The organism is Terrabacter sp. MAHUQ-38 (genome assembly GCF_014518425.1).
In the GTDB taxonomy this organism is placed as follows: domain Bacteria; phylum Actinomycetota; class Actinomycetes; order Actinomycetales; family Dermatophilaceae; genus Terrabacter.
In genome coordinates this window covers 1,293,796-1,315,693 of record NZ_JACVCU010000001.1, presented here as the reverse complement: position 1 = coordinate 1,315,693, position 21,898 = coordinate 1,293,796, and the positions used below count along the sequence as shown (strand labels likewise).

Genomic DNA, 21,898 nt, shown 5'->3' with positions numbered 1-21,898 from the left:
TGCAGCTACCGATCCTCCGACGGATGGGTGCGACGACCGGGGCGGTGCGCCGCCGGGTCGCTGCGTCGCCGAACTACCGCGACGGTGAGTTCCGCTCGCACGAGCCGACGCACGTGGTCGTCACGGCCGAGGCCGAGGGGCCTGGCAGCGTGCTGGCCACGATGGTGCGTGAGCGCGGCCGCGGGAAGCCCGGCGGCGCCGTGCCGCTCGTGACGCCCCGGCACCCGGCGGAGCCCGCCGAACTCGCCGTCACGTGGTACGGCCACGCGACGAGCGTCGTCGAGCTCGACGGGCGCCGGTTCCTGCTCGACCCGGTGTTCGGCGACCGCGTGTCACCCTCGATGCTCGTGGGTCCCAAGCGGATGCACCCGGTCCCGGGCGGCATCGCCGAGATCCCGCGCCTGGACGCCGTGGTCATCAGCCACGACCACTACGACCACCTCGACGAGCCGTCGATCAAGCAGCTCGAGCGCAGCCACCGGCCGCACTACGTCGTGCCGCTCGGCGTCGACGAGCACCTGCGCGCCTGGGGGGTGCCGGCGGCTCGCGTCACGACGCTCGACTGGCGCGAGGAGACCGAGGTCGCGGGCATCCGGATCACCTGCTGCGAGGCCCGGCACTTCTCCGGTCGAGGCTTCGTGCGCAACCAGACGCTGTGGGCCGCCTGGGCGCTGCGCGGTCCGCACCACGCCGTCTTCTTCGGCGGTGACTCCGGGCCCACGCACCGCTACGCCGACATCGGCGCCGACCTCGGCCCCTTCGACCTGACGATCATCCCGATCGGCGCGTACAGCGTCCACTGGCCCGACATCCACCTCAACCCCGAGCAGGCCATCGAGGCCCACCTCGACGTCAACAAGGGAGAGACCGACTCGGTCCTGCTGCCGATCCACTGGGCGACCTTCAACCTCGCCACCCACTGGTGGAGCGAACCGATCCGGTGGGCGCGCCGCGCCGCGGCCGAGCGCGGCGTGCGCCTGGTCGCGCCGAAGGTCGGCACGCGGATAGACCTGAGCGGCAACGACGTCGACGAGGTCGTGACCTCCCACCAGGAGCCGTGGTGGAAGGCGTGCGCGGCCGACGGTGACCGCGACTGACCACGTCAGCTCCCTCCCACGTATGCCGTGTCGTGACGGCCCGCCGGCTCGGTGAGCGCCTCGTCAGGCTGCGCAGGACGGAAGATCCAGCGCTGCATCGTGACGAACCGCAAGGCCGTGGAGAGCGCGTTGGCCACCGCGACCACGGTCGTCTGCACGAGAGTGCCTGCCCCGGGGGCGAGCACACCGAGCAGTCCCAGCGCGAGGGTCGTGGCGGCATACGTGATGGCGAAGATGACGAGGGCCTGGCCGTGGTGGGCGGCAAGCCCCCGCCGGCCCGTCACCCCGAACGTCCATGCCCGGTTGAGGCCGGTGTTGAAGACCGTGGCGATGACGAGCGCGACGCCGTTGGCGACCTGGGAACCCATCCCGCCCCGCACCAGGGCCGCGAAGAGGCCGAGGTGCAGGGCGGTCGACAGGACCCCGACGCCCGCGAAGCGGATGACCTGCTGGGACAAACGGATTCGTCGGGTGGTCATGGTCGTCATCCCTGCAGCGGCTGGGTCAGGTCGTAGAACGTCGAGCCGTCGATCGACACCTGGGAGAAGTTCTGCTGCACCCACGAGCTGATCTCGGACGATGCGCTGCTGCCGCCGTTCTGGTTGCCGAATCCCCTTCCGCCACTGGCGAAGTAGTGGATCTGCCCGTTGGCGACGTACTGCTGGAACTGCGCGAGCGTCGGGCTCGGGTCGGATCCGTTGAACCCGCCGATCGCCATGATCGGCAGCTGCGTGCCGAGCTGGAGACCGGCCGCGGTCTGGGACCCGACGGCTGCGGCGACCCACGTGTACTGGTCGGCGTTCGCCGACAGGGCCGCGACGACGGCGGTGCTCGGAGTCGAGGCGTCGAGCAGGCCACCCATGCCGCCACCGCCGCCGATCTGCGGTGCGCCCTGCTGGGTCGTGCCGTTCGGCGCCTGCAGCTGGGTCGGCATCCCGCCGCGCATCCCGCCGGGACCGCGGCTCGTGCCCGCGGGGCCGGCCGTCACGATCGAGCCCGTGTGGCCCTGCGCGGTGGTCGACACGGCATACGCACCGGGGCCGGCGAGGCCGGCGACGAGCGCGCCCGCGACGACGAGTGGGACGGCCCGCGCGTGCAACCAGCGGGTCGCGAGGATCAGCAGGGCCGCGGCCATGCCCACCGCGAGCACCGAGACGCGCAGCCAGTCACCGTAGGCCGTCGTGCGCGAGAGGAGGATGAAGCTCCAGGTCGCCGCGGCAGCCGTCGCGGCGGCCAGGACGACCGTGCCGACGGCTCCCGAGCGCCGCTCCCAGGCCTCGACGGCACCCATGCCGACGAGCGCCCCGATCGCCGGCGCGAGGGCCACCGTGTAGTACTCGTGGAAGATGCCGGCCATGAACGAGAAGACGAGCATCGTGACGACGAGCCAGCCGCCCCAGACGAGGTAGGCCGCACGACGCAGGTCGGTGCGTGGGCGGCGGCCCCGCATCCACAGGCCCGCGGCGAGCAGGATCAGGGCGGTCGGGATGAGCCACGAGACCTGGTCGCCGACGCTCGTGGAGAACATCCGGAAGAGACCGGTCGCGCCCCAGTTGCCGCCCCCACCGCCGCCACCGCCGGCACCGCCGCCACCGACCGAGCCGGTCTCGTCGCCGTTGAGACGGCCGAGGCCGTTGTAGCCGAACGTGAGCTCGAGGAACGAGTTCGTCTGGCTGCCACCGATGTACGGGCGGGCGGAGGCCGGGATGAGCTCGACGATCGCGACCCACCAGCCGGCCGACAGCACCATGGCACCGACGGCGAGGACCGAGTGGACCATGCGCCTGCGCAGGGTCGTCGGCGCCGCCACGAGGTACGCCAGGCCGAAGAACGGCACGACGAGCAGCACCTGCAGGGTCTTCGTGAGGAAGCCCAGGCCGATGAAGACGCCGACGATCATCATCCACTTGGGCGACGCCTGCTCGATGGCCTTCATCGTGGCCCACGCGCCGAGCGCCATGAGGAGCGTCAGCAGGGCATCCGGGTTGTTGAAGGTGAACATCAGCGCCGCGACCGGGGTCAGCGCGACGACGGCGCCGCCGATGAGGCCGGCCGCCGCGCCGAAGTGGCGCTTGACGGTCGTGAAGACGACGCCGACGGTCGCGACGCCCATGAGCGCCTGCGGCAGGAGGATCGCGAACGAGCTGAGCCCCAGCACCCGCACCGACAGGGCCATGACCCACAGGGATGCCGGTGGCTTGTCGACGGTGATCGAGCTCGCGGCGTCGGAGCTGCCGAAGAAGAACGCCTTCCAGCTGTCGCTGCCGGCCTGGACCGCGGCGGAGTAGAACGAGTTCGCGTAGCCGCTCGCCGTGAGGTTCCACGTGTAGAGGACGAGGGTCGCGAGGAGCAGGCCGAACATGGCCGGACGCGCCCAGGACGGGTCCGCGTCGGCGCCGCGCCACAGGCGCTGGAGCCGACCGGGACGACCCGTGCGGGTGGCGGGCGTCGAGAGGGACTGGGGGCGCGGGTCGGCCGGCCCCGAGGGCGCCGGTGCGGTACTGCCCGCCGTGCCCGTGGTGGTGAGGGTCATCGTGTCCATGCCCCAACGGTCGGGCTCGGGTCTGTGCACTCCCTATGACCGGACTTTGGCACGGTGATGAGTGCGCGCCAACTCAGCGGGGGCTGAGTTGGCGCGCTGTGGGAAAGGCGGCGGGTGCTGGTGGGTCTACGTGGCAGCCGGCAGCAGCAGCGAGAACGTCGTGTCGCCGGGCTTGCTGTCGAGCTCGACGCGCCCCCCGTGGGCCTTGCTCACGGCGGCGACGATCGACAGGCCAAGGCCCGTGCTGCCACCGGCCCGGTTGCGGGCGTCGTCGCCTCGGGCGAACCGCTCGAAGACGTTGGGCTGCAGGGTGTCCGGGACGCCGGGCCCGTCGTCGTGCACGGCCACCCGGACCCATTCGCCCTCCGGCTGCACCGACGTCGTCACGCGCGTGCCGTCGGGCGTGTGGGTGCGGGCGTTCGCGAGCAGGTTGGCGACGACCTGGTGCAGGCGCGCCGCATCGCCCGTCACCTCGACCGGCTCGGGCGGCAGGTCGAGGTCCCATCGGTGCCCGGGCGAGGCCGCGTGTGCGTCGCTGACGGCGTTGATGACGAGCATCGACATGTCGACCGGTGCGGCGTCGAGCGGTCGGCCGGCGTCGAGGCGCGCGAGGAGCAGGAGGTCCTCGACGAGCGAGCTCATCCGGTTCGCCTCGGACTCGATGCGGCCCATCGCATGGGTCACCGTCGGGGGCACGGCGTTGGGCTCGCGACGCGACAGCTCCGCATACCCCTTGATGGAGGCCAGCGGGGTCCGCAGCTCGTGCGACGCGTCGGCGACGAACTGGCGCACCCGCTGCTCGCTCTGGTGGCGGGCGTTGAGGGCCTGGTCGACGTGGTCGAGCATCTCGTTGAACGCAGCGCCCACCTGGCCCACCTCGGTGCGCCTGTCCGTGTCAGCGCTGTCGACGCGCTCGGCGAGCGCGACCTTGCCCGAGTGCAGCGGCATCTGCGACACCTTGGTGGCGGTGGCGGCCACCCGTCGCAGCGGCTCGAGGTTGCGGCGCACGAGCCAGGTGCCGAGGACGGCGACGAGGACGATGCCGGCGCCGACCGTGGCCACGGCGATGAGGACCATCCGGGCGACGATGACGTCCGTCGACGCCGTCGAGATGCCCGCGATGTACGTTCCCGGGACCCGGTCGCCGGTCGCGAGGTTGGTGATGGTCTTGACGCCGGCGACCACGCGATAGCGCCCGATGTCGCCACCGAAGTCGAGGGTACGAGGCGTCGACCCGATGCCGGCGGCCTTCGCCAGGCTGACGTCCTCGGCCGTGAGCACCGCCCGCTCTCCAGCGGAGTACACGTAGCCGGCTTCGCCGTCGCTGGTCAGGAAGATCTCGATTCGATCCGCGCCGGGTCCGCCTCCCGGACCGTCAGGACCTGGACGGGCGCCGCCTCCCCTGTTGAGGGTGTCGGTGAGCTGCTTGTCGACCTGACCGATCAGGGCCTGGTTCAGGGCGGTGACGGTGAAGACCGCAGTCATCATGCTGAGCACCGTGAAGAGCGCGAGCATCGACGCGACGAGCTTGGCTCGCAGCGTCCAGGCCGACCACGGCTGGACGCGGTCCTGCGCGTCGGAGAGACGCTGTCGCACGGTGGGCCGCGGCGAGGTGACGTCCTGGGTGTCCGGGTCGCCGGCGGCGGCAGGGACTCTCGAGCCGCTCTCGTCGCCGAGACCCACCGGCTCCGGCACGAGATCGGGCGCGGGCGCCCCCTCGGCGTCGGGCAGGTCGTCGGGGCCCGGCCGGTCGACGCCCGTCGTCTCAGGCGGCCGGCTTGAGGACATAGCCGGCTCCTCGCATGGTGTGGATCATCGGCTCGCGGCCCGCGTCGATCTTCTTGCGCAGGTAGGAGATGTAGAGCTCGACGACGTTGGCCTGGCCGCCGAAGTCGTAGTTCCAGACACGGTCGAGGATCTGCGCCTTCGACAGCACGCGCTTCGGGTTGCGCATGAGGTAGCGCAGGAGCTCGAACTCCGTTGCGGTGAGGTGGATCTCGACACCGCCACGCATCACCTCGTGGCTGTCCTCGTCGAGGGTGAGGTCGCCGACGACCAGGACCGAGTCCGAGGACGAGACGGCGATCGTCGTGCGGCGCATGAGGGCGCGCACCCGGGCGACGACCTCCTCGAGCGAGAAGGGCTTCGTGACGTAGTCGTCGCCGCCGGCGGTCAGGCCCGAGACGCGGTCCTCGACGGCGTCCTTGGCCGTGAGGAAGAGGACGGGCACGTTGGCGTTGTCGGCGCGCATCCGCCGCAGCACCTCGAGGCCGTCGAAGTCGGGGAGCATCATGTCGAGGACGACCGCGTCGGGGTCGAACTCGCGAGCCGCGCGGACGGCCTCCATGCCGGTGCCGGCCGACCGCACCTCCCAGCCCTCGTAGCGCAGGGCCATGCCGAGCAGCTCGGTGAGGTTGGCCTCGTCGTCGACGACCAGCACCCGCACCGGGGAGCCGTCGAGTCGCTGGAGGCGGGCCGCGGCGGACGTGGTCTTCTCGCTCATGTCATCCAGTGAAGCCTGCGGCCCTGTGCGATGACCAGCACATCCCTGTGCGATTCCTGTGGACCGTCTGTCCGCAAGTCCCAGCAGTCCGACGGGTCCGCCACAGCGCTCACACAGGGAGCGACTCGACCGTTGCTGTCATGAGCAACGAGTCCACGCACCCGGGCCCCGCAGAGCAGCCGCGGTCGGGCCTCCCGCAGTTCGACCCCGGCGCGCCGGCCAGGCCCGCCGTCCCAGACGAGACGCAGACGTTGCCGACCTCCGCGGCGACGTCCGAGCCTCCGGTGACCCCTCCGGCCACGCCCTACGCGTATGCCGCGACGCCAGGTCCGACGCCCACGGCTGAGTCGTCGGCCGCTGTGGCACCGATCGCCGGGCCGGCCGTGCCGGTCTCACCGACCGGCCTGCCCGCGCGCGAGCAGAACGCGACGGGCGACGGCATGCGCTGGAGCGCCAAGAAGACAGCCGTGACCGCGGGCCTGACGATCGTGCTCGCGTCGGCCGGCGCCATCGGTGCCGCCGCCGCGATGCCCGCCGGGTCGACCGGCAGCGACACGGGCGTCCGCGGGAACGGCCGCATGTTCCAGTTCCCCGGCCGCCAACAGAACCAGAACGGCCAGCAGCTGCCGAACCAGCAGGGTCAGAACGGCGGTCAGCTGCCCAACCTCCAGAACGGTGTGCCGGGCGGCGGCTTGGGTGGCATCGACCCGAACCAGCTCAGCCAGCTGGACCCGCAGGACCTGCTCCAACAGCTGAACCAGGGCATCGACCCGTTCTCCGGCGGCGGCACATCACCGCGGTCCGGAGACGACGGCGGCTCGGGGCAGAGCGACACCGGCTCGTCGACCGGCACCACGAAGACGACCTGAGCGCGACACCTGGCTGAACCCGCCGGGGGCCGAGGTCAGCGAGAGTCGCCGCGGAGCCGGGCGGCGTACTCCTCGAGGGCCTTGACGGCGCGTTCGACCTCATCCGCGACGCGGGCGACGAGCTCGTCGTCCGCCAGCTGCCCGTCCGACCCGAGGTCCTCGATCTGCTTGCACACACCGGCGAGCACCGAAGCTCCGAGGTTGGAGGCGGATCCCTTGAGCCCGTGGGCGATCCGCCCCTGCGACTCGGCATCGCCCTGCCTGTGTGCGTCGAGCAGGTCGGCGAGGCGCCGGCGCGCCCCGTCGCCGAACCGGTCGATGAAACGGAGCAGCATCGACGGGTCACCCGGTTCGAGGTCGCGCAGCTCCTCGAGCCGCCCGTCGTCCAGCACGTCGTCGTCGCCCCGGACGGCGGCCTCCGCAGCACTCCCGGCCGCGACGCGAGACGTCGGTGCCGCCCCGGAGCCCGTCCACCGCTGCAGGGTCGAGGCCAGGAGCGCGACGTCGATCGGCTTGGTCAGGAAGTCGTCCATGCCGGCCTGCAGGCAGCGCTCACGCTCGCCGGCGATGGCCGAGGCCGTCATCGCGATGACGGGGATCCGGCGTCCCGGCTCCTCCTGCGCCCGGATCGTGCGCGTCGCCTCGTAGCCGTCCATCTGCGGCATCTGGCAGTCCATGAGCACGGCGACGAGGTCGCCGGCGCCGGCCAGGTGCGCGGCAACGCCTTCGACACCGTTCGCTGCGACGGTCACGGAGTAGCCGAGGCCCTCGAGGATGCCCTGGGCCACGAGCTGGTTGACCTCGTTGTCCTCGACGACGAGCACCGTGCCCAGGTTGCCGCCCGAGCCGGCTCGCGCCGCGTCCGGCCGCGCGGCCGACGGGTCCCCGTCGAGCAGGTGTCCACCTGCGACCTCCGCCATGGCGTCGAACAGCGCGGACGGCATGACCGGAGCACTGAGGCTGGCGTCGACGCCGGCCTCCGCGAGCGTCGCGGCATCGGGAGGTGGCACGTGCGCGCACACGAGCACGATGCGCACCTCCGCGAAGCGCTCGTCCGCGCGGATCATCCGCGTCAGCTGGAGGCCACCGCCGCCCGAGCCCGGGTCGTCGAGCACGACCACGTCGAGAGGCACCCCTGCTCGGTCGGCACGGTCGAGCTGGGCGAGTCCCTCGATGCCCGACGCCGCGGACGTGACCGACATGCCCCACGCGGCCAGCTGCTCCTCCACGCGCGCTCGGTGCGTGATGTTGGCGCCGACGACGAGGGCGCGCAGGCCCGAGACCGCCGCCACCTGCGATGCCGACCGCCCGATGCTGCGCCCCGAGGCCGGCGCGAACCCCGCCGTGAACCAGAAGGTGCTGCCCTTCGCGGGCTCGCTCTCCACGCCGATCCGACCCCCGAACGCCTCGACGATCTGCCTGCTGATGGCGAGACCGAGCCCGGTGCCGCCGTACTCGCGGGTGGTCGACGAGTCGCCCTGCGAGAAGGACTCGAAGAGTCGCGAGCGCACCTCGGGCGCGATGCCCGCGCCGGTGTCGGTGACCTCGACCCGCAGCACCGGTCCGTCGTCGGTGACGTGGTCGAGCGCCAAGTGCACGCCCACGCTGCCCGAGTCGGTGAACTTCACCGCGTTGCTCGTCAGGTTGGCCACGACCTGCCCGAACCGCACCGGGTCGCCCGAGACCATGTACGGCACGTCGGGCCCGTGGGTGACGGTGAGGTCGAGCGCCTTGGCCCTGGCCCGCTCGGCGAGCAGCGCGACACCGCGCTCGAGCACCGCGGCGGGGTCGAAGTCGACCGACTCGAGGTCGAGACGGCCGGCCTCGATCTTGGAAAGGTCGAGGATGTCGTTGACGAGCTCGAGCAGCACGCGGCCCGCCTGGTCGATGCCGTCGGAGAGGCGACGCTGGTGCGGCGTCAGCTCGGTGCGACGGAGCAGCTCGGCGAGGCCGATGACGCCGTTGAGCGGCGTGCGGATCTCGTGGCTCATCGTCGCGAGGAACTCCGACTTCGCGCGCGACGCCTCCATCGCCGCGTCACGGGCCTGCGCGAGGCGCTCGGCCGTCCACTCGCGGTCGGCGACGCGCGCGAAGAGCGCGGTGACCTGCTTGATGGTGACGGCGTCGGAGGCCACGGGGGGTGCGTCGCTGCGCATGTCGAGGACCACGGCGCATGCGACCCGCCCTTCGTTGAGGACCGGGACCGCCACGACGGTCGAGCCGGCGTCCGAGAGCGCCGCCACGACCTCGCGCGACTCGACGGCCTGCGACGCGAAGACCAGGCCCTCCTCGACCGGGACGACACTCGCCTCGGTGCCGACCTGGGGCACGATCGGCTCACCGAGGGCGCCGGTCGCATCGACCACGGTCGCCAGCACGGGGCGCCAGGTGGTGTGACGGGCGACCTCGACGAGGACTGCGGGCAGCGCCTCGCTGAGGGTCGCCGCCTCGTTCGCCGCCGTGGCCATGGCGGTGACGAGCCCGAGGGCCTGCTCGGCGTCCTTCTTCTCGGTGATGTCGTGGGCCGTGCCGCCCATGCGGATCGCCCGACCGTCGGGGTCGCGCGTGACGAGCCCGCGTCCGCGGATCCAGACGATCTCACCGTTGGGGCGCGGGACGCGTGCGTCGAACTCGAACGAGTCCCCGGACGCGAGCGCCGCCCCGACCGTCTCGGCGACGTACGCCCGGTCGTCGGGGTGGATACCGGAGATGAAGCCCTGGAAGGTCGGCTCCAGCCCGCTGCGGTCGATCCCGTAGATGCGGTACAGCTCGTCGGACCACGAGACGCGGTCATGGTCGACGTCCCACTCCCAGCTGCCGATCTTGGCGATCGCCTGCGCCTCGGCCAGCTGGTCGAGCAGCTGGCGCTCGGCGCTGGGCTCAGTGACCCGGTGCAACCAGCCGCGGCGCACCCCGGACTCGTCGACGAGCGGGGTGTGCGACACCAGCGCCCAGAAGCGGTGGCCCTCGGCATCCAGCAGGCTGCACTCGATGTCGTCGCCCGGCTCGCCCTTCGTCGCAAGCTCCTCGAGGTGCTGGCGGACCTGCTCCTTGCCGACGACGTCGAACGCGTCGAACACCGAGAACCCGACCATGTCGGCCGGGTCGCGGCCCAGCATCTCGGCCATCCGGGGGTTGGCGAAGGTCGTGCGCCCCTCCCCGTCGAACACCCAGAGGCCGTCCGGTGAGGCAGCAGCCATCCAGCGGAAGAGGTCACTCTCGCCCCGCCCGCCGTCGCCCCGAATGTCCGGCATGTTCCGATCCTCGCGCATCGGGCGGCATTGCGCTCGCATGTCGTCGCGTTTCGGTTCCGACGGCCCTCAGGTGAGCCTTGCCTTCGATGACACGGTCCGCGGCAGGTGCCACGATCGGAGCGAGCCGACGTCCCCGCTGGATCGGAGCACCCATGGCCGACATCCGCGCCTCCGACGACGAGGCAGCCGACCTCGTGCACGCCCTCGCCGACGACCCGACGCCGGTCGACCTCCGCCGTGACGCGCACGGGCACGACGAACCACACGACGAGAGCGTTGGGGCCCGCCTCAACTGGCTCCGCGCGGGAGTCCTCGGCGCCAACGACGGCATCGTCTCGACGGCGGGCGTCGTCGTCGGGTTCGCGAGCGCGACGAGCGACAAGGGCTCGATCGTCCTCTCCGGCATCGCCGCGCTCGCCGCGGGCGCGATGTCGATGGCCGCCGGCGAGTACGTCTCCGTGAGCACGCAGCGTGACTCCGAGCGGGCGCTCATCAAGCTGGAGCGGCAGGAGCTGCGCGAGGACCCGGTCGGCGAGCTCGAGGAGCTGACCCGGCTCTACGAGGGCAAGGGGATGAGCCGCGACCTCGCCGAGGACGTGGCGCGCGAGCTGACCGCCCACGACGCGCTCGCCGCCCATGCGGACGCCGAGCTCGGCATCGACCCCACCGACCTCACCAACCCCTGGCAGGCCGCCGGCGCGTCGATGGTCTCGTTCGTCGTCGGCGCCCTCCTGCCGCTGCTCACGATCGCCTTCAGCCCGGCCACCGTGCGCATCCACGTCACCGTGACCAGCGTCGCCGCCGCCCTCGCCCTGACCGGCTGGACCAGTGCACGACTGGGGCGCAGCCCCCTCCCGCGCGCCATCGCCCGCAACGTCGCCGGCGGGCTCGTCGCCATGGCGGTGACGTATGCCATCGGCGCGCTCGTCGGGGTCAACCTGGGCTGAGCGCGCCGGGCCGCACCGAGCTGCGCGAGGCCCGCAGCCGGCATACGGCGCCGGGGTCGCGGATCGGCCTGTAGAGTCGAGCTGTCCCAGCGCCCGTCCGCGGCGCACCGACGGGCCCGGCACCCCACGCCCCGCGTGACGCGCCACCCGCCCAGGGACGTAGGGCGCGCGAGGGCGTGTCCACCGGGACTCGGGCCGAGTCCGCCGCCGACACCGGGTCACGGTGCCGCCGGGACACCGGCTCGGTTGTCCGCCGCGTCATCAGGAGGAACATGGCAACGCGCGTTCGCCGCCAGCCGACCGACGGCCAGGGGCAGACCCAGGGCCAGCGAAGGACCGCCACCCGCCGGGACGACCCCGCCCCGCTCATACCCGTGCTCGCGCGCAGGGTCCGCGAGGTCGAGGCCCGCGTCTCGAGCAAGGGCAAGGCCAGCCCGACGAACCGGACGAAGTTCCTCGTCGTGGCCCTGCTCATGCGCTCCGAGCGGGCCCGCGTGCGCGACGACACGTCGATCCCCGGGGGCACCCGCGCCGACCTGCTCAAGCGCCTCGACGGCATCGCGACGATCCTCGCGCAGATCGCGGCACGCGACACGAGCCTGCTGACCCTGCTCGACGCGAACGCCAAGCCGGGACCCGCTGCGCAGCAGATGCGCCGCGACTGGCTCCTCGAGTCGGGTGCGGAGCTCGCCGAGGAGGACCTCGTCATCCAGGCGGCGGAACCGCCGAGACCGGTCGTGCCGCCCCAGATCGCGGCCCGTCAGGTGACGCCGCAGTCGGTGCCCTCCCGCGCCCTGGCCAACCCGTTCCTCACCCCCGACGTGGGCCGCGCCCAGCAGGAGTACCTGCCCGGCCGCCTCGCCGGGTGGGACCTGCTCAGCCCGCTCTACCGCGCCTTCGAGCAGGGCGCCGGCGGCGAGGCAGCGTCGATGGACCTGCCGCCGAAGCCCACGATCGACCGGTTCTCGCCACCCGGGTCGCAGCTCATGGTCCACCAGTCGCGCTTCCTCCAGAGCGTCCAGGAGGGCCACCGCACCTTCCTGCTCGCCGACGAGCCGGGCCTCGGCAAGACGGCGCAGTCGGTCATGGCGGCCTCGATCGCGAACGCCTACCCGCTGCTCGCCGTCGTGCCGAACGTCGTGAAGATCAACTGGGCGCGCGAGGTCGAGCGGTGGACGCCGCAGCGCCGCGTCACCGTCATCCACGGCGACGGCCACGACGTCGACGCCTTCGCCGACGTCTTCGTCGTCAACTACGAGATCCTCGACCGGCACTTCGGCTGGCTCTCGTCCTTCGGCTTCCGCTCGATGGTCGTCGACGAGGCCCACTTCATCAAGAACCTCAGCTCGCAGCGCTCGCAGCAGGTGCTCGCCATCGCGGACCGGCTCCGGTCCACGACGCCGGGTGGCAACCCGCTGCTCATGGCCCTCACCGGCACGCCGCTCATCAACGACGTCAAGGACTTCGACGCGATCTGGCGCTTCCTCGGCTGGATCAAGGACGGCCGCCCGTCTCCCGAGATCGTCCGTGAGCTGGACTCGATCGGGCTCACGCCCGCCGACCGCGGCTTCTACCCGGAGGCGCGGCAGACCGTGATCGACATGGGCATCGTGCGCCGTCGCAAGGTCGACGTGGCGAAGGACCTTCCCGACAAGCGGATCGCGGACATCACGGTCGAGCTCGACGACGACCTCGGCCGCTCGGTCCGGGCCGCGGAGAAGGCGCTCGGCGACAAGCTCGCCCGTCGCTACCGTGCCCTGCTCGCCGAAGCCCATGGCGCCGAGATCCCGGGCGAGCCCGACGAGGCGCTCATGCGTCGCGTCGCCGCCGGGGAACTGCGGGCCGGCACCGGTGAGAAGTCCGATGGCAAGAGTGCCGAGAGCGTCTTCACGCTCGTGCGCAAGATCGGTCAGGCGAAGGCCCGGCTCGCCGCCGACTACGCCGCGCAGCTGTCGCACTCGGTCGGCAAGGTCGTGCTCTTCGCCAAGCACATCGATGTGATGGACACTGCCGAGCAGGTACTCGCCGACGCCGGCCTGCGCACCGTCTCGATCCGCGGCGAGCAGACGACGAAGCAGCGCACCGAGGCCCTGGACGGCTTCCAGAAGGATCCCGAGGTCTCGGTCGCGGTCTGCTCGCTCCTCGCTGCTGGCGTCGGGATCAACCTCCACGCGGCCTCGAACGTCGTCCTCGCCGAGCTGTCATGGACCGCCGCGGAGCAGCAGCAGGCCATCGACCGCGTGCACCGCATCGGCCAGGACGAGCCGGTCACCGCCTGGCGCCTGCTCGCGGCTGGCACGATCGACTCGCGCATCGCCGAGCTCATCGACGCGAAGCAGGGCCTCGCGGCGCGCGCGCTCGACGGCGCCGACGTCGACGTCTCGAGCGGCGACACCGTCCAGCTGGACGCGCTCGTCGAGCTGCTGCGGCGCTCGCTCGCCGCCTGAGCCGGCCCGAGCCGGACGAAGGCCCGTCAGAGGTCGACGTGCATGATGCTGAGGCCGACGCGCTCGCCCGTGGGCAGCTCGTGGGCGCGGGGCACCGTGCCCACGACGGTGAAGCCGAGGCTCTCGTAGAGCCGCACCGCGCTCTTGTTCGTGGCGACGACGGCGTTGAACTGCATTGCGGCATAACCGGCTTCGCGCGCCCATGTGAGCGATTCGACGACCAGCGCCCTGCCGACCCCGCGGCCGCGCGCGTCCGCCGCGACCATGTAGCTGGCGGTCGCGACGTGCGAGCCGGGCCCCGGGCGGTTGCGGCCCATCTTGGCCGTGCCGAGGACGCGGTCACCGTCGACGGCGACGCTGGCCCGGCCGCCGGGACCGTTGTCGAGCCAGATCGCGCGAGCCTCGGCCTCGGTCAGGTCGGTCGCGAACGGGAAGGTGTCGCCGGCGCGGACGACCTCCTCGATGATCGGCCACACCTGCGGCCAGTCCGTGTCGTCGTAGTCGCGGACGGTGACGGTGTGCGTCACGATGGTCGTCTCACTGCTCGGGGACGTTCGCGTCGAGCTCACTGAGCCACGTCACCGACGTCGCGTCGGACGGCATACGCCAGTCGCCGCGCGGCGACAAGGAGCCCCCCGCGACGACCTTCGGGCCGTTGGGCAGGGCAGAGCGCTTGAACTGGTTGGCGAAGTACCGCTTGACGAACACCTCGAGCCAGTGGCGGATCGTCGCGAGGTCGTATGCCGCCCGCTCCGCCTCGGGGTAGCCCGCGGGCCACTCCCCCGCCTCGCTGTCGTGCCAGGCGTGCCAGGCGAGGTAGGCGATCTTGGAGGGCCGGTAGCCGCGACGCAGCACGTGGAAGAGCGTGAAGTCCTGGAGCGAGTAGGGCCCGATCATCGCCTGCGTGCTCTGCGGCTTCTCCCCCTCCCGGGACGGGACGAGCTCGGGCGAGATCTCGGTGTCGAGGATCGAGGTCAGCGTCTCGCCGACGGGGTCCTCGAACTGCCCTGACGAGACGACCCACCGGATGAGGTGCTGCATCAGGGTCTTGGGCACGCCGGTGTTGACGCCGTAATGGCTCATCTGGTCGCCGACGCCGTAGGTGCACCAGCCGAGGGCCAGCTCGGACAGGTCACCCGTGCCGAGCACGATGCCACCGCGCTGGTTGGCGATGCGGAAGAGGTAGTCGGTGCGCAGTCCGGCCTGGACGTTCTCGAACGTGACGTCGTAGACCTCCTCGCCGCGGCCGAACGGGTGGCCCATCGCCTCGAGCATCTGCGTCGCTGCCGGGCGGATGTCGAGCTCCTCCCACGTGACGTCGAGCGACTTCATGAGGGCGATGGCGTTGCTCTTCGTGTGCTCGCTCGTCGCGAAGCCGGGCATCGTGAACGCGAGGATGTCGCTGCGCGGCCGGTCGAGGCGGTCCATCGCCTTGGCGGCGACGATGAGCGCGTGGGTGCTGTCGAGGCCGCCACTGACGCCTATGACGACCTTGGGCTGGCCGATGGCGCGCAGCCGCTGCTCGAGACCGGAGACCTGGATGTTGTACGCCTCGTAGCAGTCGAGGGCGAGCCGCTCCTCGTCGTCGGGCACGAAGGGGAACCGGTCGACCTTGCGGAGCAGGCCGATGTCGCCGGTCGGCGGGTCGAGCTGGAGCTCGACGGTGCGGAAGCTGCTCGTGCGGTCCGCGAGCGCGCGCCGGTTGTCGTCGAACGTGCCCTGCCGCTGGCGTTCCTGACGGAGCAGGTCGAGGTCGATGTCGGCGACCGAGGCCCGGGGTCCCTCGGGGAAGCGCTCGCTCTCCGCGAGGAGCGCCCCGTTCTCGTAGATCATCGTCATGCCGTCCCAGGAGAGGTCGGTCGAGCTCTCGCCCTCCCCCGCGGCGGCGTACAGGTAGGCGGCGAGGCAGCGGCTGGAGGCACTGCGCGCGAGGAGGTGGCGGTCCTCGGCGCGCGCCACGGTGATCGGCGAACCGGACAGGTTCGTGAGGACCGTCGCACCGGCGAGCGCGGCCTCGTGGCTGGGCGGGACGGGCACCCACATGTCCTCACAGACCTCGACGTGCAGCACGAAGCCGGGAACGTCGGTGGCCCTGAAGAGCAGGTCGGGGCCGAACGGCACCCGGTCGCCGGCGACCTCGACGGACTGGCCGCGCTGGTCGTCGCCGGGGGCGAAGTGGCGGCGCTCGTAGAACTCGCGGTACGTCGGAAGGTAGGACTTCGGGGCGACGCCGACGATGCGGCCGGAGTGGATGACGACGCCGCAGTTGTAGACGCGCAGGCCCTTCTCGAGCGGCGCTCCGACGACGAGCACGGTGCGCAGCTCGGCGGTGGCCTCGGCGATGCGGGCGAGGGCGTCGTCGACGGCGTCGAGCAGGGGGTCCTGGAGGAGCAGGTCGTCGATGGCGTACCCCGAGAGGCACAGCTCGGGGAAGATCGCGAGCGCCACCCCGTCGTCGTCGAGGTCGCGGGCCTGGGCGATGACGGCGTCGGCATTCCGCTCGGGATCGGCCGCGACGATCGGCAGCGTGCACGCGGCGACGCGGGCGAACCCCTGGGCGTAGGAGCTGTAGAAGTCCATGGGCACAGTCAATCGCACGGTGCATGTGACGCGTGACTCCCCGTGACGCCGGCCTGTTTCCCCACATGTCTACTACACTTCGTAGTAGTCGAGCACCTCGCCCGATGAGACCCAGAGGAGGTCACCATGTCCGACACGACGTCCGTCCCCGTCGATGACGACCCGGTCGACGTGCTCCACCCGGAGCAGTCCTGGGGCTTCCTGCGCGAACGCGAGTTCGGCCGGCTGGCCTACCACCTGCTCGGAGAGGTCCACATCGTGCCGATCAACTACGCCCTGGACGGCGAGCGCCTCGTGTTCCTCACGGCGGAGGGCAGCAAGCTCTTCGGCGTCACCGCCAACCCCGACGTCGCGTTCGAGGTGGACGAGGTCGTCGGCGACCACGCCACGAGCGTCATCTGCCGCGGCCGCGCCCACGTGCTCGAGGGCCAGGCGGCCTACGTCGCCGAGCGCCTGCCGGTGCGCCCGTGGGTCGACACGCCCCGGTCGGTCGTCGTCGCCATCGAGGTCGACGAGATCTCCGGGCGGCGCTTCCGTCTCACCCGTCCCTGGCTGCGCGACCTGTCCAGCTGACCTCCGTCTACCCTTTGGCGGGTGCCCACCGCGACCACGAGCCCCCATGCGCAGACCGTGCGTGCTCTCGTGCTCGCCATCGTGGCCTCGGGTGGCGCCACCGTCGCGCACGCCGTCGGCGGCGGGCACCTCGCCTCGGGGACGTCCGTCGGCGTCGGCACCGCCCTCCTGACCGGGGCGACCCTGCCCTTCGTGCGGCGGCACCTCTCGGTCGCGCGGTCGACCCTGCTCCTCACGGCCCTCCAGGTCGCGGCGCACGTCGCCCACGGCCTCTCCGCGATGGCCGCCGGCGCGCACGTGCACGGCGGCCAGCCGACCGGCGCACCGGTCCTGCCCACCCACGAGGCACACGGCATACGTCCGCTCGGTCACATCGAGACGGTCGCGCGAGCTCACGACGCCACGACGACGCCGCTCGCCGACCTGCTGCCCAGCCCGACGATGCTGCTCGCGCACGTCGTCGCAGCCGTCGTCCTCGGCCTGCTGCTGGCTCGGGGGGAGCGGTCGTGGGCGGCCGCCTGCGCCCTGCTCGCACCTCTCACCGCCGCGACCGCCTCCCTCGTCCGGGCCCTGGTGCACCGGGCGACGGCGCTCGGTGCCGCCCTGGGGACGGTGACCCCGCGTCGCCGCGTCCCTCTTCCCACGGCGCGCGAGGGCTGCGTGCCGGTCGACGTCTGGCACGCGCGCACGCCCGTGCGCCGAGGCCCTCCCGCACTCCTCGCCTGACACCTCACCCGCGCAGCGCCGGCCATCGACCGGGCGCTGCTCCCTTCCGTCATGCCCGAGGAGCCCCATGTCCGTCGTCGACGACACCGAACGTCCCACACGGCTGAAAACCCTGTCCCGCAAGGGCCCCCGCCCCACCACCGGCCTCTTCCGCGCCTTCTGGCGCTGGCACTTCTACGCCTCGGTCGTCGTCGTGCCGGTGCTCCTGGTCCTCGCGGTGACCGGCCTCGTCTACCTCTTCCGCTTCCAGATCGAGCCGTTCGTCAACGCGGACCTCATGCGGGTCGAGCACGCGCAGGGCCAGCTGAGCCAGCCCCTGCAGACGCAGCTCGAGGCAGTCGAGAGCGCGCTCCCCGGCGCCACGCTCGTCTCCGTCACGGAGCCGACGGGCCCCGACGACAGCACCCGCTTCACCATCGAGACCGCTGAGGGCCTGACGCGCGACGTCTTCGTCGACCCGTACACCGTGCGCGTCCTCGGCTCGCTCGACCCCGACTCGACGATCAGCGGCACGGCCGTGCGCCTGCACGCCGACCTCATGGCGGGCCGCGTCGGTGACGTCGTCATGGAGCTGGGCGCGTGCTGGGCGATCGTCATGGCGGTCACCGGCTACTACCTCCTCGTCCGGGGTCGGCGTGCGCGCCGTCGGCAGCGCGAGGCGGGAGCGCCAGGAGCGCGCCTGCGGACCACCCACGCGCGCACCGGCGCGTTCGTCGGCGCCGGCCTGCTTCTGCTGGTCGTCTCCGGCCTGCCGTGGACCGGCGTCTGGGGCGAGCAGGTGCAGCGTCTCGCGACCGATCGCGGCTCGTCGATCTGGGCGCAGGACCCCGGGGCGCTCTCGGACCCGACCTCGACGCTCGACGAGTCCCTCCCGCACAGCCACGCCGTGCCCTGGGCGCAGGGCAGGAGTCCTGTGCCGCAGTCGAACCCACGGCAGAAGGGTGACGAGGTCAGCGTCGCGAACCTCGACACCGCAGTCGAGGTCGCCGACCGCGCGGGCCTCGCGCACCCGTTCACGGTGGCGCTGCCCTCCGGCGACCCCGGCGTCTACTCCGTCATCGGCTACGCGTTCACCGACCCCGGCCTCGAGCGCACCTTGCACGTCGACCGCTTCGGCGGGCAGGTCGTCAGCGCGTACGGCTATGACGACTACCCGGCCCTCGCGAAGGTCGTCGCCCAAGGCATCGCCGTCCACGAGGGGCGCCGTTTCGGCGCGGTCAACCTGTGGCTGACGACGTTCTTCTGCCTGGCCGTCATCGTGGCGTGCGTGACGGGGCCGGTCATGTGGTGGCGTCGACGACCGCGGGGCGCGGGCGCCGTCGGCGCTCCGCGAGGACGTATGCCGCTCGCCGGGTCCCCGCTGCTCGCCGTCCTCGTCGTCGGGCTGGCGCTGCTGCTGCCGGTGTTCGGGGCGTCTCTCGTCGTGATCCTGCTGCTCGACCGCTTCGTGATCCGCCGCATCCCGCGCCTGAGGCACGCCTTCACCGTCGCGGACCGCTGAGCCGTCATCGCTTCGTCTCCTCGTGCGGCCCTGGGCTCCTCGTCAGTGGTCCACCGCTGACGAGGAGCCCGAACGCTGACCGAGCGACCGACCAGCCTCAGCCGACGTCGTCCCGCGCGGCGACGAAGGCGTCGACGCACGCGCGCACGTCGGCCTCCGAGTGCGCGGCCGAGAGCTGGACGCGGATGCGGGCCTTGCCCCGCGGGACGACGGGGAAGCTGAAGGCGATGACGTAGACGCCGTTGCCGAGCATGTGGTCGGCGATCTGCGCGGCCCGGCGGGCCCCGTCCTCGCCGGGGAACATGACCGGCCGGATCGGGTGCGTGCCGGGGAGCAGCTCGAAGCCGGCCTCGGTCATGAGCGTGTGGAACAGCTCGGTGTTGGCCTTCAGCGTCTCCCGCTTCTCGGCCGAGCCGGCGACGAGCTCGAGCGCCGCCATCGACCCGGCCGTGACGGCGGGCGCGACGGAGTTGCTGAAGAGGTAGGGCCGCGAGCGCTGGCGCAGCAGGTCGACGATCTCGCGGTGGCTCGACACGTACCCGCCGGACGCGCCGCCGAGCGCCTTGCCGAGCGTGCCGGTCATGATGTCGACGCGGTCCATGACGCCGAACAGCTCGGGCGTGCCGCGGCCGCCGTCGCCGACGAACCCGACGGCGTGCGAGTCGTCGACGAAGACGAGCGCGCCGAACTCCTCGGCGAGGTCGCAGATCTCGTCGAGCGGTGCGTACGACCCGTCCATCGAGAAGACGCCGTCGGTGACGACGACCTTGCGCTTCGCCCCCGCCTCCTGGGCGGCCACGAGCTGGGTGCGCAGGTCGGCCATGTCGGCGTTCCTGTAGCGGTAGCGCATCGCCTTGGACAGGCGGACGCCGTCGATGATCGACGCGTGGTTGAGCTCGTCGCTGATGATCGCGTCGTCGGCTCCGAAGAGCACCTCGAACACGCCGCCGTTCGCGTCGAAGCACGACGAGTACAGGATCGTCGCCTCCATGCCGAGGAACTCGCTGATCTTCCCCTCGAGGGTGGTGTGCAGCGTCTGCGTGCCGCAGATGAAGCGCACCGACGCCATGCCGAAGCCCCACTCGTCGAGCGCCTTCTTCGACGCCTCGACGACCCCGGGGTCGTTGGCCAGGCCGAGGTAGTTGTTGGCGCAGAAGTTGAGCGCCTCCGCCTTCCGCGTCGTCACGTGCGCCGACTGCGGCGACGTCAGCTCCCGCTCGTTCTTGTAGAGACCGGCGTCCTCGATCTCTTTCAGCGTCGCGGCGATCTCGTCCTTGACTGAGCCGTACATCGGTGTCCTTCGCGGGTCGGCGGGCCTGTGGCGCCACCCAGCGTATGCCGCCGGTGACGACGCCTAGTCACCTGCCGTCGCGCGCCTCGGACCTTGGTGAAGCGGCCGCGCGGGCGCACGTGCCGGCGTACCGTCAGTGACACCCATTACCCGGGGGCTGAGAGAGCGAGGTCACGACCATGCCCGAGTTCATGGATGTACACACCAACATGCCCGGCGTCACCGCAGAGGCCCTGAGAGACGCGCACCAGGCCGACCTGGACATCCAGGACGACGAGGGCGTGAACTTCAAGCACGCCTGGGCGGACCCGAACACCGGGCACGTCTTCTGCCTGTCGGAGGGGCCGAGCGCCGAAGCCGTCAAGCGGATCCACGAGCGCACGGGTCACCCGGCGGACGAGATCCACGAGATCACCGTCACGGCTTGAGGTCCCATCCCGCGGCCCGACGGTTCGCACGAGCGCGGGTGGCCCGGCTCGCCACCGTTGACGGCAAAGGCCACCCGCATCTCGTGCCGATCGTCTTCGTCGTCATCGGTGACGTCGTGTGGAGCGCCGTGGACCGCAAGCCCAAGTCGACCCGCGCCCTCAAGCGTCTCGCCAACATCGGGGTCAACCCGTCGGTCAGCGTCCTCGCCGACCACTACGACGACGACTGGACGCAGCTCTGGTGGGTCCGTGCCGACGGCGAGGCGGTCGTGGTCCCGATCGGCGAGCCCGGGACGGCAGAGGTGCTGGACGCCCTCGCCACCAAGTACCCGCAGTACGCAGCCGACCGGCCCACGGGCCCGCTCGTGCGCGTTGCCGTGACCCGGTGGTCCGGGTGGGAGCACAGCCCCTCGAGGGCGGAGGGGACGTCGGGGACCGTCAGCGGTTGACGGCATACCTCGCGTACGTCGTGCCGCCGGCGAAGCGGCGGCTGTCCAGCAGCTCGAGGTCCAGGCGTATGCCGTCCGGCAGGGCGCGCGTGCCGCCGCCGACCACCGCCGGGACGACGAGGAGCTGGAGCTCGTCGACGATGCCGGCCACGAGGGCCTCACCCGCCAGGCCCGCGCCGCCGACGCTGACGTCCCTGTCGGCCGACGCGACGAGGCGAGCGACCGCGGCGGGATCGAAGTCGCGCTCGAGCGTCGTGCGACGGCTCGACACCTCCTCGAGCGTGCGCGAGTAGACGACCTTGTCGGCGGCCTGCCAGACCCGTGCGTAGTCGTGCGCGACGTCGCTCTCAGGGTCGTCGGTGGGCGCCGTCTCCCAGTAGGCCATCGTCTCGTAGAGCCGCCGGCCGTACAGGTACGTGCCGACGCCGCGCTCGAGGTCGTTGACGAAGGCGTGTACCTCGCGGTCCGGGGCGGCCCAGTCGAAGCCTCCCGAGGCGTCGGAGATGTAGCCGTCGACCGAGCAGATCGTCGTGTGGATGAGTCGCGCCATGTGTTGACTCTGTCACTCGTGCAGGCGCCGCGGCCTCTCCGAGTGGGAGCCGTGCCTGCCTGAGGTCTAGAGTTGCCGGGGTTTTGCGCCCGTATCCCGGGCGCGCCCTCGCCTCCATCCCCCACCCTCAGGGACCGTTCT

At 71.9% G+C, this 21,898-nt stretch carries 18 protein-coding genes; 9 read left to right on the top strand and 9 right to left on the bottom strand.

Annotation, left to right across the window (positions count from 1 at the left end; translation table 11 throughout):
- Positions 1-23: 23 nt before the first annotated feature.
- The gene (locus tag H9I49_RS06040; RefSeq protein ID WP_188029362.1) at positions 24-1,097 is read left to right on the top strand and encodes an MBL fold metallo-hydrolase; all 1,074 of its coding nucleotides are present in this window, start codon (positions 24-26) and stop codon (positions 1,095-1,097) included.
- Positions 1,098-1,102: 5 nt separating this feature from the next.
- On the opposite strand, the gene H9I49_RS06035 is transcribed toward H9I49_RS06040, so the two are convergent.
- From H9I49_RS06035 to H9I49_RS06020, 4 genes are all read right to left on the bottom strand, one after another.
- Entirely contained in the window at positions 1,103-1,576 is a 474-nt protein-coding gene (locus H9I49_RS06035) for a GtrA family protein (protein WP_188029361.1), read from the bottom strand.
- 5 nt (positions 1,577-1,581) lie between these two features.
- Positions 1,582-3,639, bottom strand: a complete 2,058-nt coding sequence (locus H9I49_RS06030; RefSeq protein ID WP_188029360.1) for a glycosyltransferase family 39 protein — start codon at positions 3,637-3,639, stop codon at positions 1,582-1,584.
- 126 nt (positions 3,640-3,765) lie between these two features.
- On the bottom strand, positions 3,766-5,427 hold the full coding sequence (locus tag H9I49_RS06025; protein WP_188029359.1) for a HAMP domain-containing sensor histidine kinase: 1,662 nt from the start codon (positions 5,425-5,427) through the stop codon (positions 3,766-3,768).
- Positions 5,405-6,142, bottom strand: coding sequence for a response regulator transcription factor (locus H9I49_RS06020; protein ID WP_188029358.1), 738 nt, complete (start codon positions 6,140-6,142; stop codon positions 5,405-5,407). Before H9I49_RS06020 ends, H9I49_RS06025 begins: the two co-directional genes overlap by 23 nt.
- A 140-nt stretch (positions 6,143-6,282) precedes the next feature.
- On the opposite strand from H9I49_RS06020, the gene H9I49_RS06015 reads away from it, so the two are divergent.
- Positions 6,283-7,011: a hypothetical protein gene (locus tag H9I49_RS06015; protein ID WP_188029357.1), complete on the top strand. Its 729-nt coding sequence runs from the start codon at positions 6,283-6,285 to the stop codon at positions 7,009-7,011.
- 35 nt (positions 7,012-7,046) lie between these two features.
- On the opposite strand, the gene H9I49_RS06010 is transcribed toward H9I49_RS06015, so the two are convergent.
- Positions 7,047-10,265 carry a response regulator gene (locus tag H9I49_RS06010; RefSeq protein WP_188029356.1) on the bottom strand — a complete coding sequence of 1,073 codons (3,219 nt, stop codon included), beginning with the start codon at positions 10,263-10,265 and terminating at the stop codon, positions 7,047-7,049.
- A 152-nt stretch (positions 10,266-10,417) separates the two neighbouring features.
- Here H9I49_RS06010 and H9I49_RS06005 point away from each other — a divergent pair, with 152 nt between their 5' ends.
- Both H9I49_RS06005 and H9I49_RS06000 read left to right on the top strand, forming a co-directional pair.
- Positions 10,418-11,212, top strand: coding sequence for a VIT family protein (locus H9I49_RS06005; RefSeq protein WP_188029355.1), 795 nt, complete (start codon positions 10,418-10,420; stop codon positions 11,210-11,212).
- A gap of 272 nt (positions 11,213-11,484) precedes the next feature.
- Positions 11,485-13,659, top strand: a complete 2,175-nt coding sequence (locus H9I49_RS06000; RefSeq protein WP_188029354.1) for a DEAD/DEAH box helicase — start codon at positions 11,485-11,487, stop codon at positions 13,657-13,659.
- A 26-nt stretch (positions 13,660-13,685) separates the two neighbouring features.
- Here the strand turns inward: H9I49_RS06000 and H9I49_RS05995 are convergent, their stop codons facing one another.
- Both H9I49_RS05995 and H9I49_RS05990 read right to left on the bottom strand, forming a co-directional pair.
- Entirely contained in the window at positions 13,686-14,186 is a 501-nt protein-coding gene (locus tag H9I49_RS05995) for a GNAT family N-acetyltransferase (protein ID WP_188029642.1), read from the bottom strand.
- A 10-nt stretch (positions 14,187-14,196) separates the two neighbouring features.
- Positions 14,197-16,239 (bottom strand): NAD(+) synthase, encoded by a 2,043-nt coding sequence (locus tag H9I49_RS05990; RefSeq protein WP_188029353.1) that lies wholly within the window; start codon positions 16,237-16,239, stop codon positions 14,197-14,199.
- 126 nt (positions 16,240-16,365) lie between these two features.
- Between H9I49_RS05990 and H9I49_RS05985 the strand changes: the two genes are divergently transcribed.
- The 3 genes from H9I49_RS05985 to H9I49_RS05975 all read left to right on the top strand — a co-directional run bounded on the left by H9I49_RS05985 (position 16,366) and on the right by H9I49_RS05975 (position 19,039).
- Entirely contained in the window at positions 16,366-16,812 is a 447-nt protein-coding gene (locus tag H9I49_RS05985; RefSeq protein WP_188029352.1) for a pyridoxamine 5'-phosphate oxidase family protein, read from the top strand.
- Between the two features lie 21 nt (positions 16,813-16,833).
- Positions 16,834-17,538: a hypothetical protein gene (locus H9I49_RS05980; protein WP_188029351.1), complete on the top strand. Its 705-nt coding sequence runs from the start codon at positions 16,834-16,836 to the stop codon at positions 17,536-17,538.
- A gap of 67 nt (positions 17,539-17,605) precedes the next feature.
- On the top strand, positions 17,606-19,039 hold the full coding sequence (locus H9I49_RS05975) for a PepSY domain-containing protein (protein WP_188029350.1): 1,434 nt from the start codon (positions 17,606-17,608) through the stop codon (positions 19,037-19,039).
- Between the two features lie 97 nt (positions 19,040-19,136).
- Here H9I49_RS05975 and H9I49_RS05970 read toward each other — a convergent pair whose 3' ends face one another.
- Positions 19,137-20,330, bottom strand: coding sequence for a glycine C-acetyltransferase (locus tag H9I49_RS05970; protein ID WP_188029349.1), 1,194 nt, complete (start codon positions 20,328-20,330; stop codon positions 19,137-19,139).
- A gap of 179 nt (positions 20,331-20,509) precedes the next feature.
- Between H9I49_RS05970 and H9I49_RS05965 the strand changes: the two genes are divergently transcribed.
- Both H9I49_RS05965 and H9I49_RS05960 read left to right on the top strand, forming a co-directional pair.
- Positions 20,510-20,758 carry an SCO4226 family nickel-binding protein gene (locus H9I49_RS05965; RefSeq protein WP_188029348.1) on the top strand — a complete coding sequence of 83 codons (249 nt, stop codon included), beginning with the start codon at positions 20,510-20,512 and terminating at the stop codon, positions 20,756-20,758.
- Positions 20,755-21,207 carry a TIGR03668 family PPOX class F420-dependent oxidoreductase gene (locus H9I49_RS05960; protein ID WP_188029347.1) on the top strand — a complete coding sequence of 151 codons (453 nt, stop codon included), beginning with the start codon at positions 20,755-20,757 and terminating at the stop codon, positions 21,205-21,207. Before H9I49_RS05965 ends, H9I49_RS05960 begins: the two co-directional genes overlap by 4 nt.
- On the opposite strand, the gene H9I49_RS05955 is transcribed toward H9I49_RS05960, so the two are convergent.
- Complete coding sequence (locus tag H9I49_RS05955) at positions 21,197-21,757, bottom strand: dihydrofolate reductase family protein (RefSeq protein ID WP_188029346.1); 561 nt, start codon at positions 21,755-21,757, stop codon at positions 21,197-21,199. The two genes, H9I49_RS05960 and H9I49_RS05955, sit on opposite strands and share 11 nt — an antisense overlap.
- Positions 21,758-21,898 lie beyond the last annotated feature (141 nt).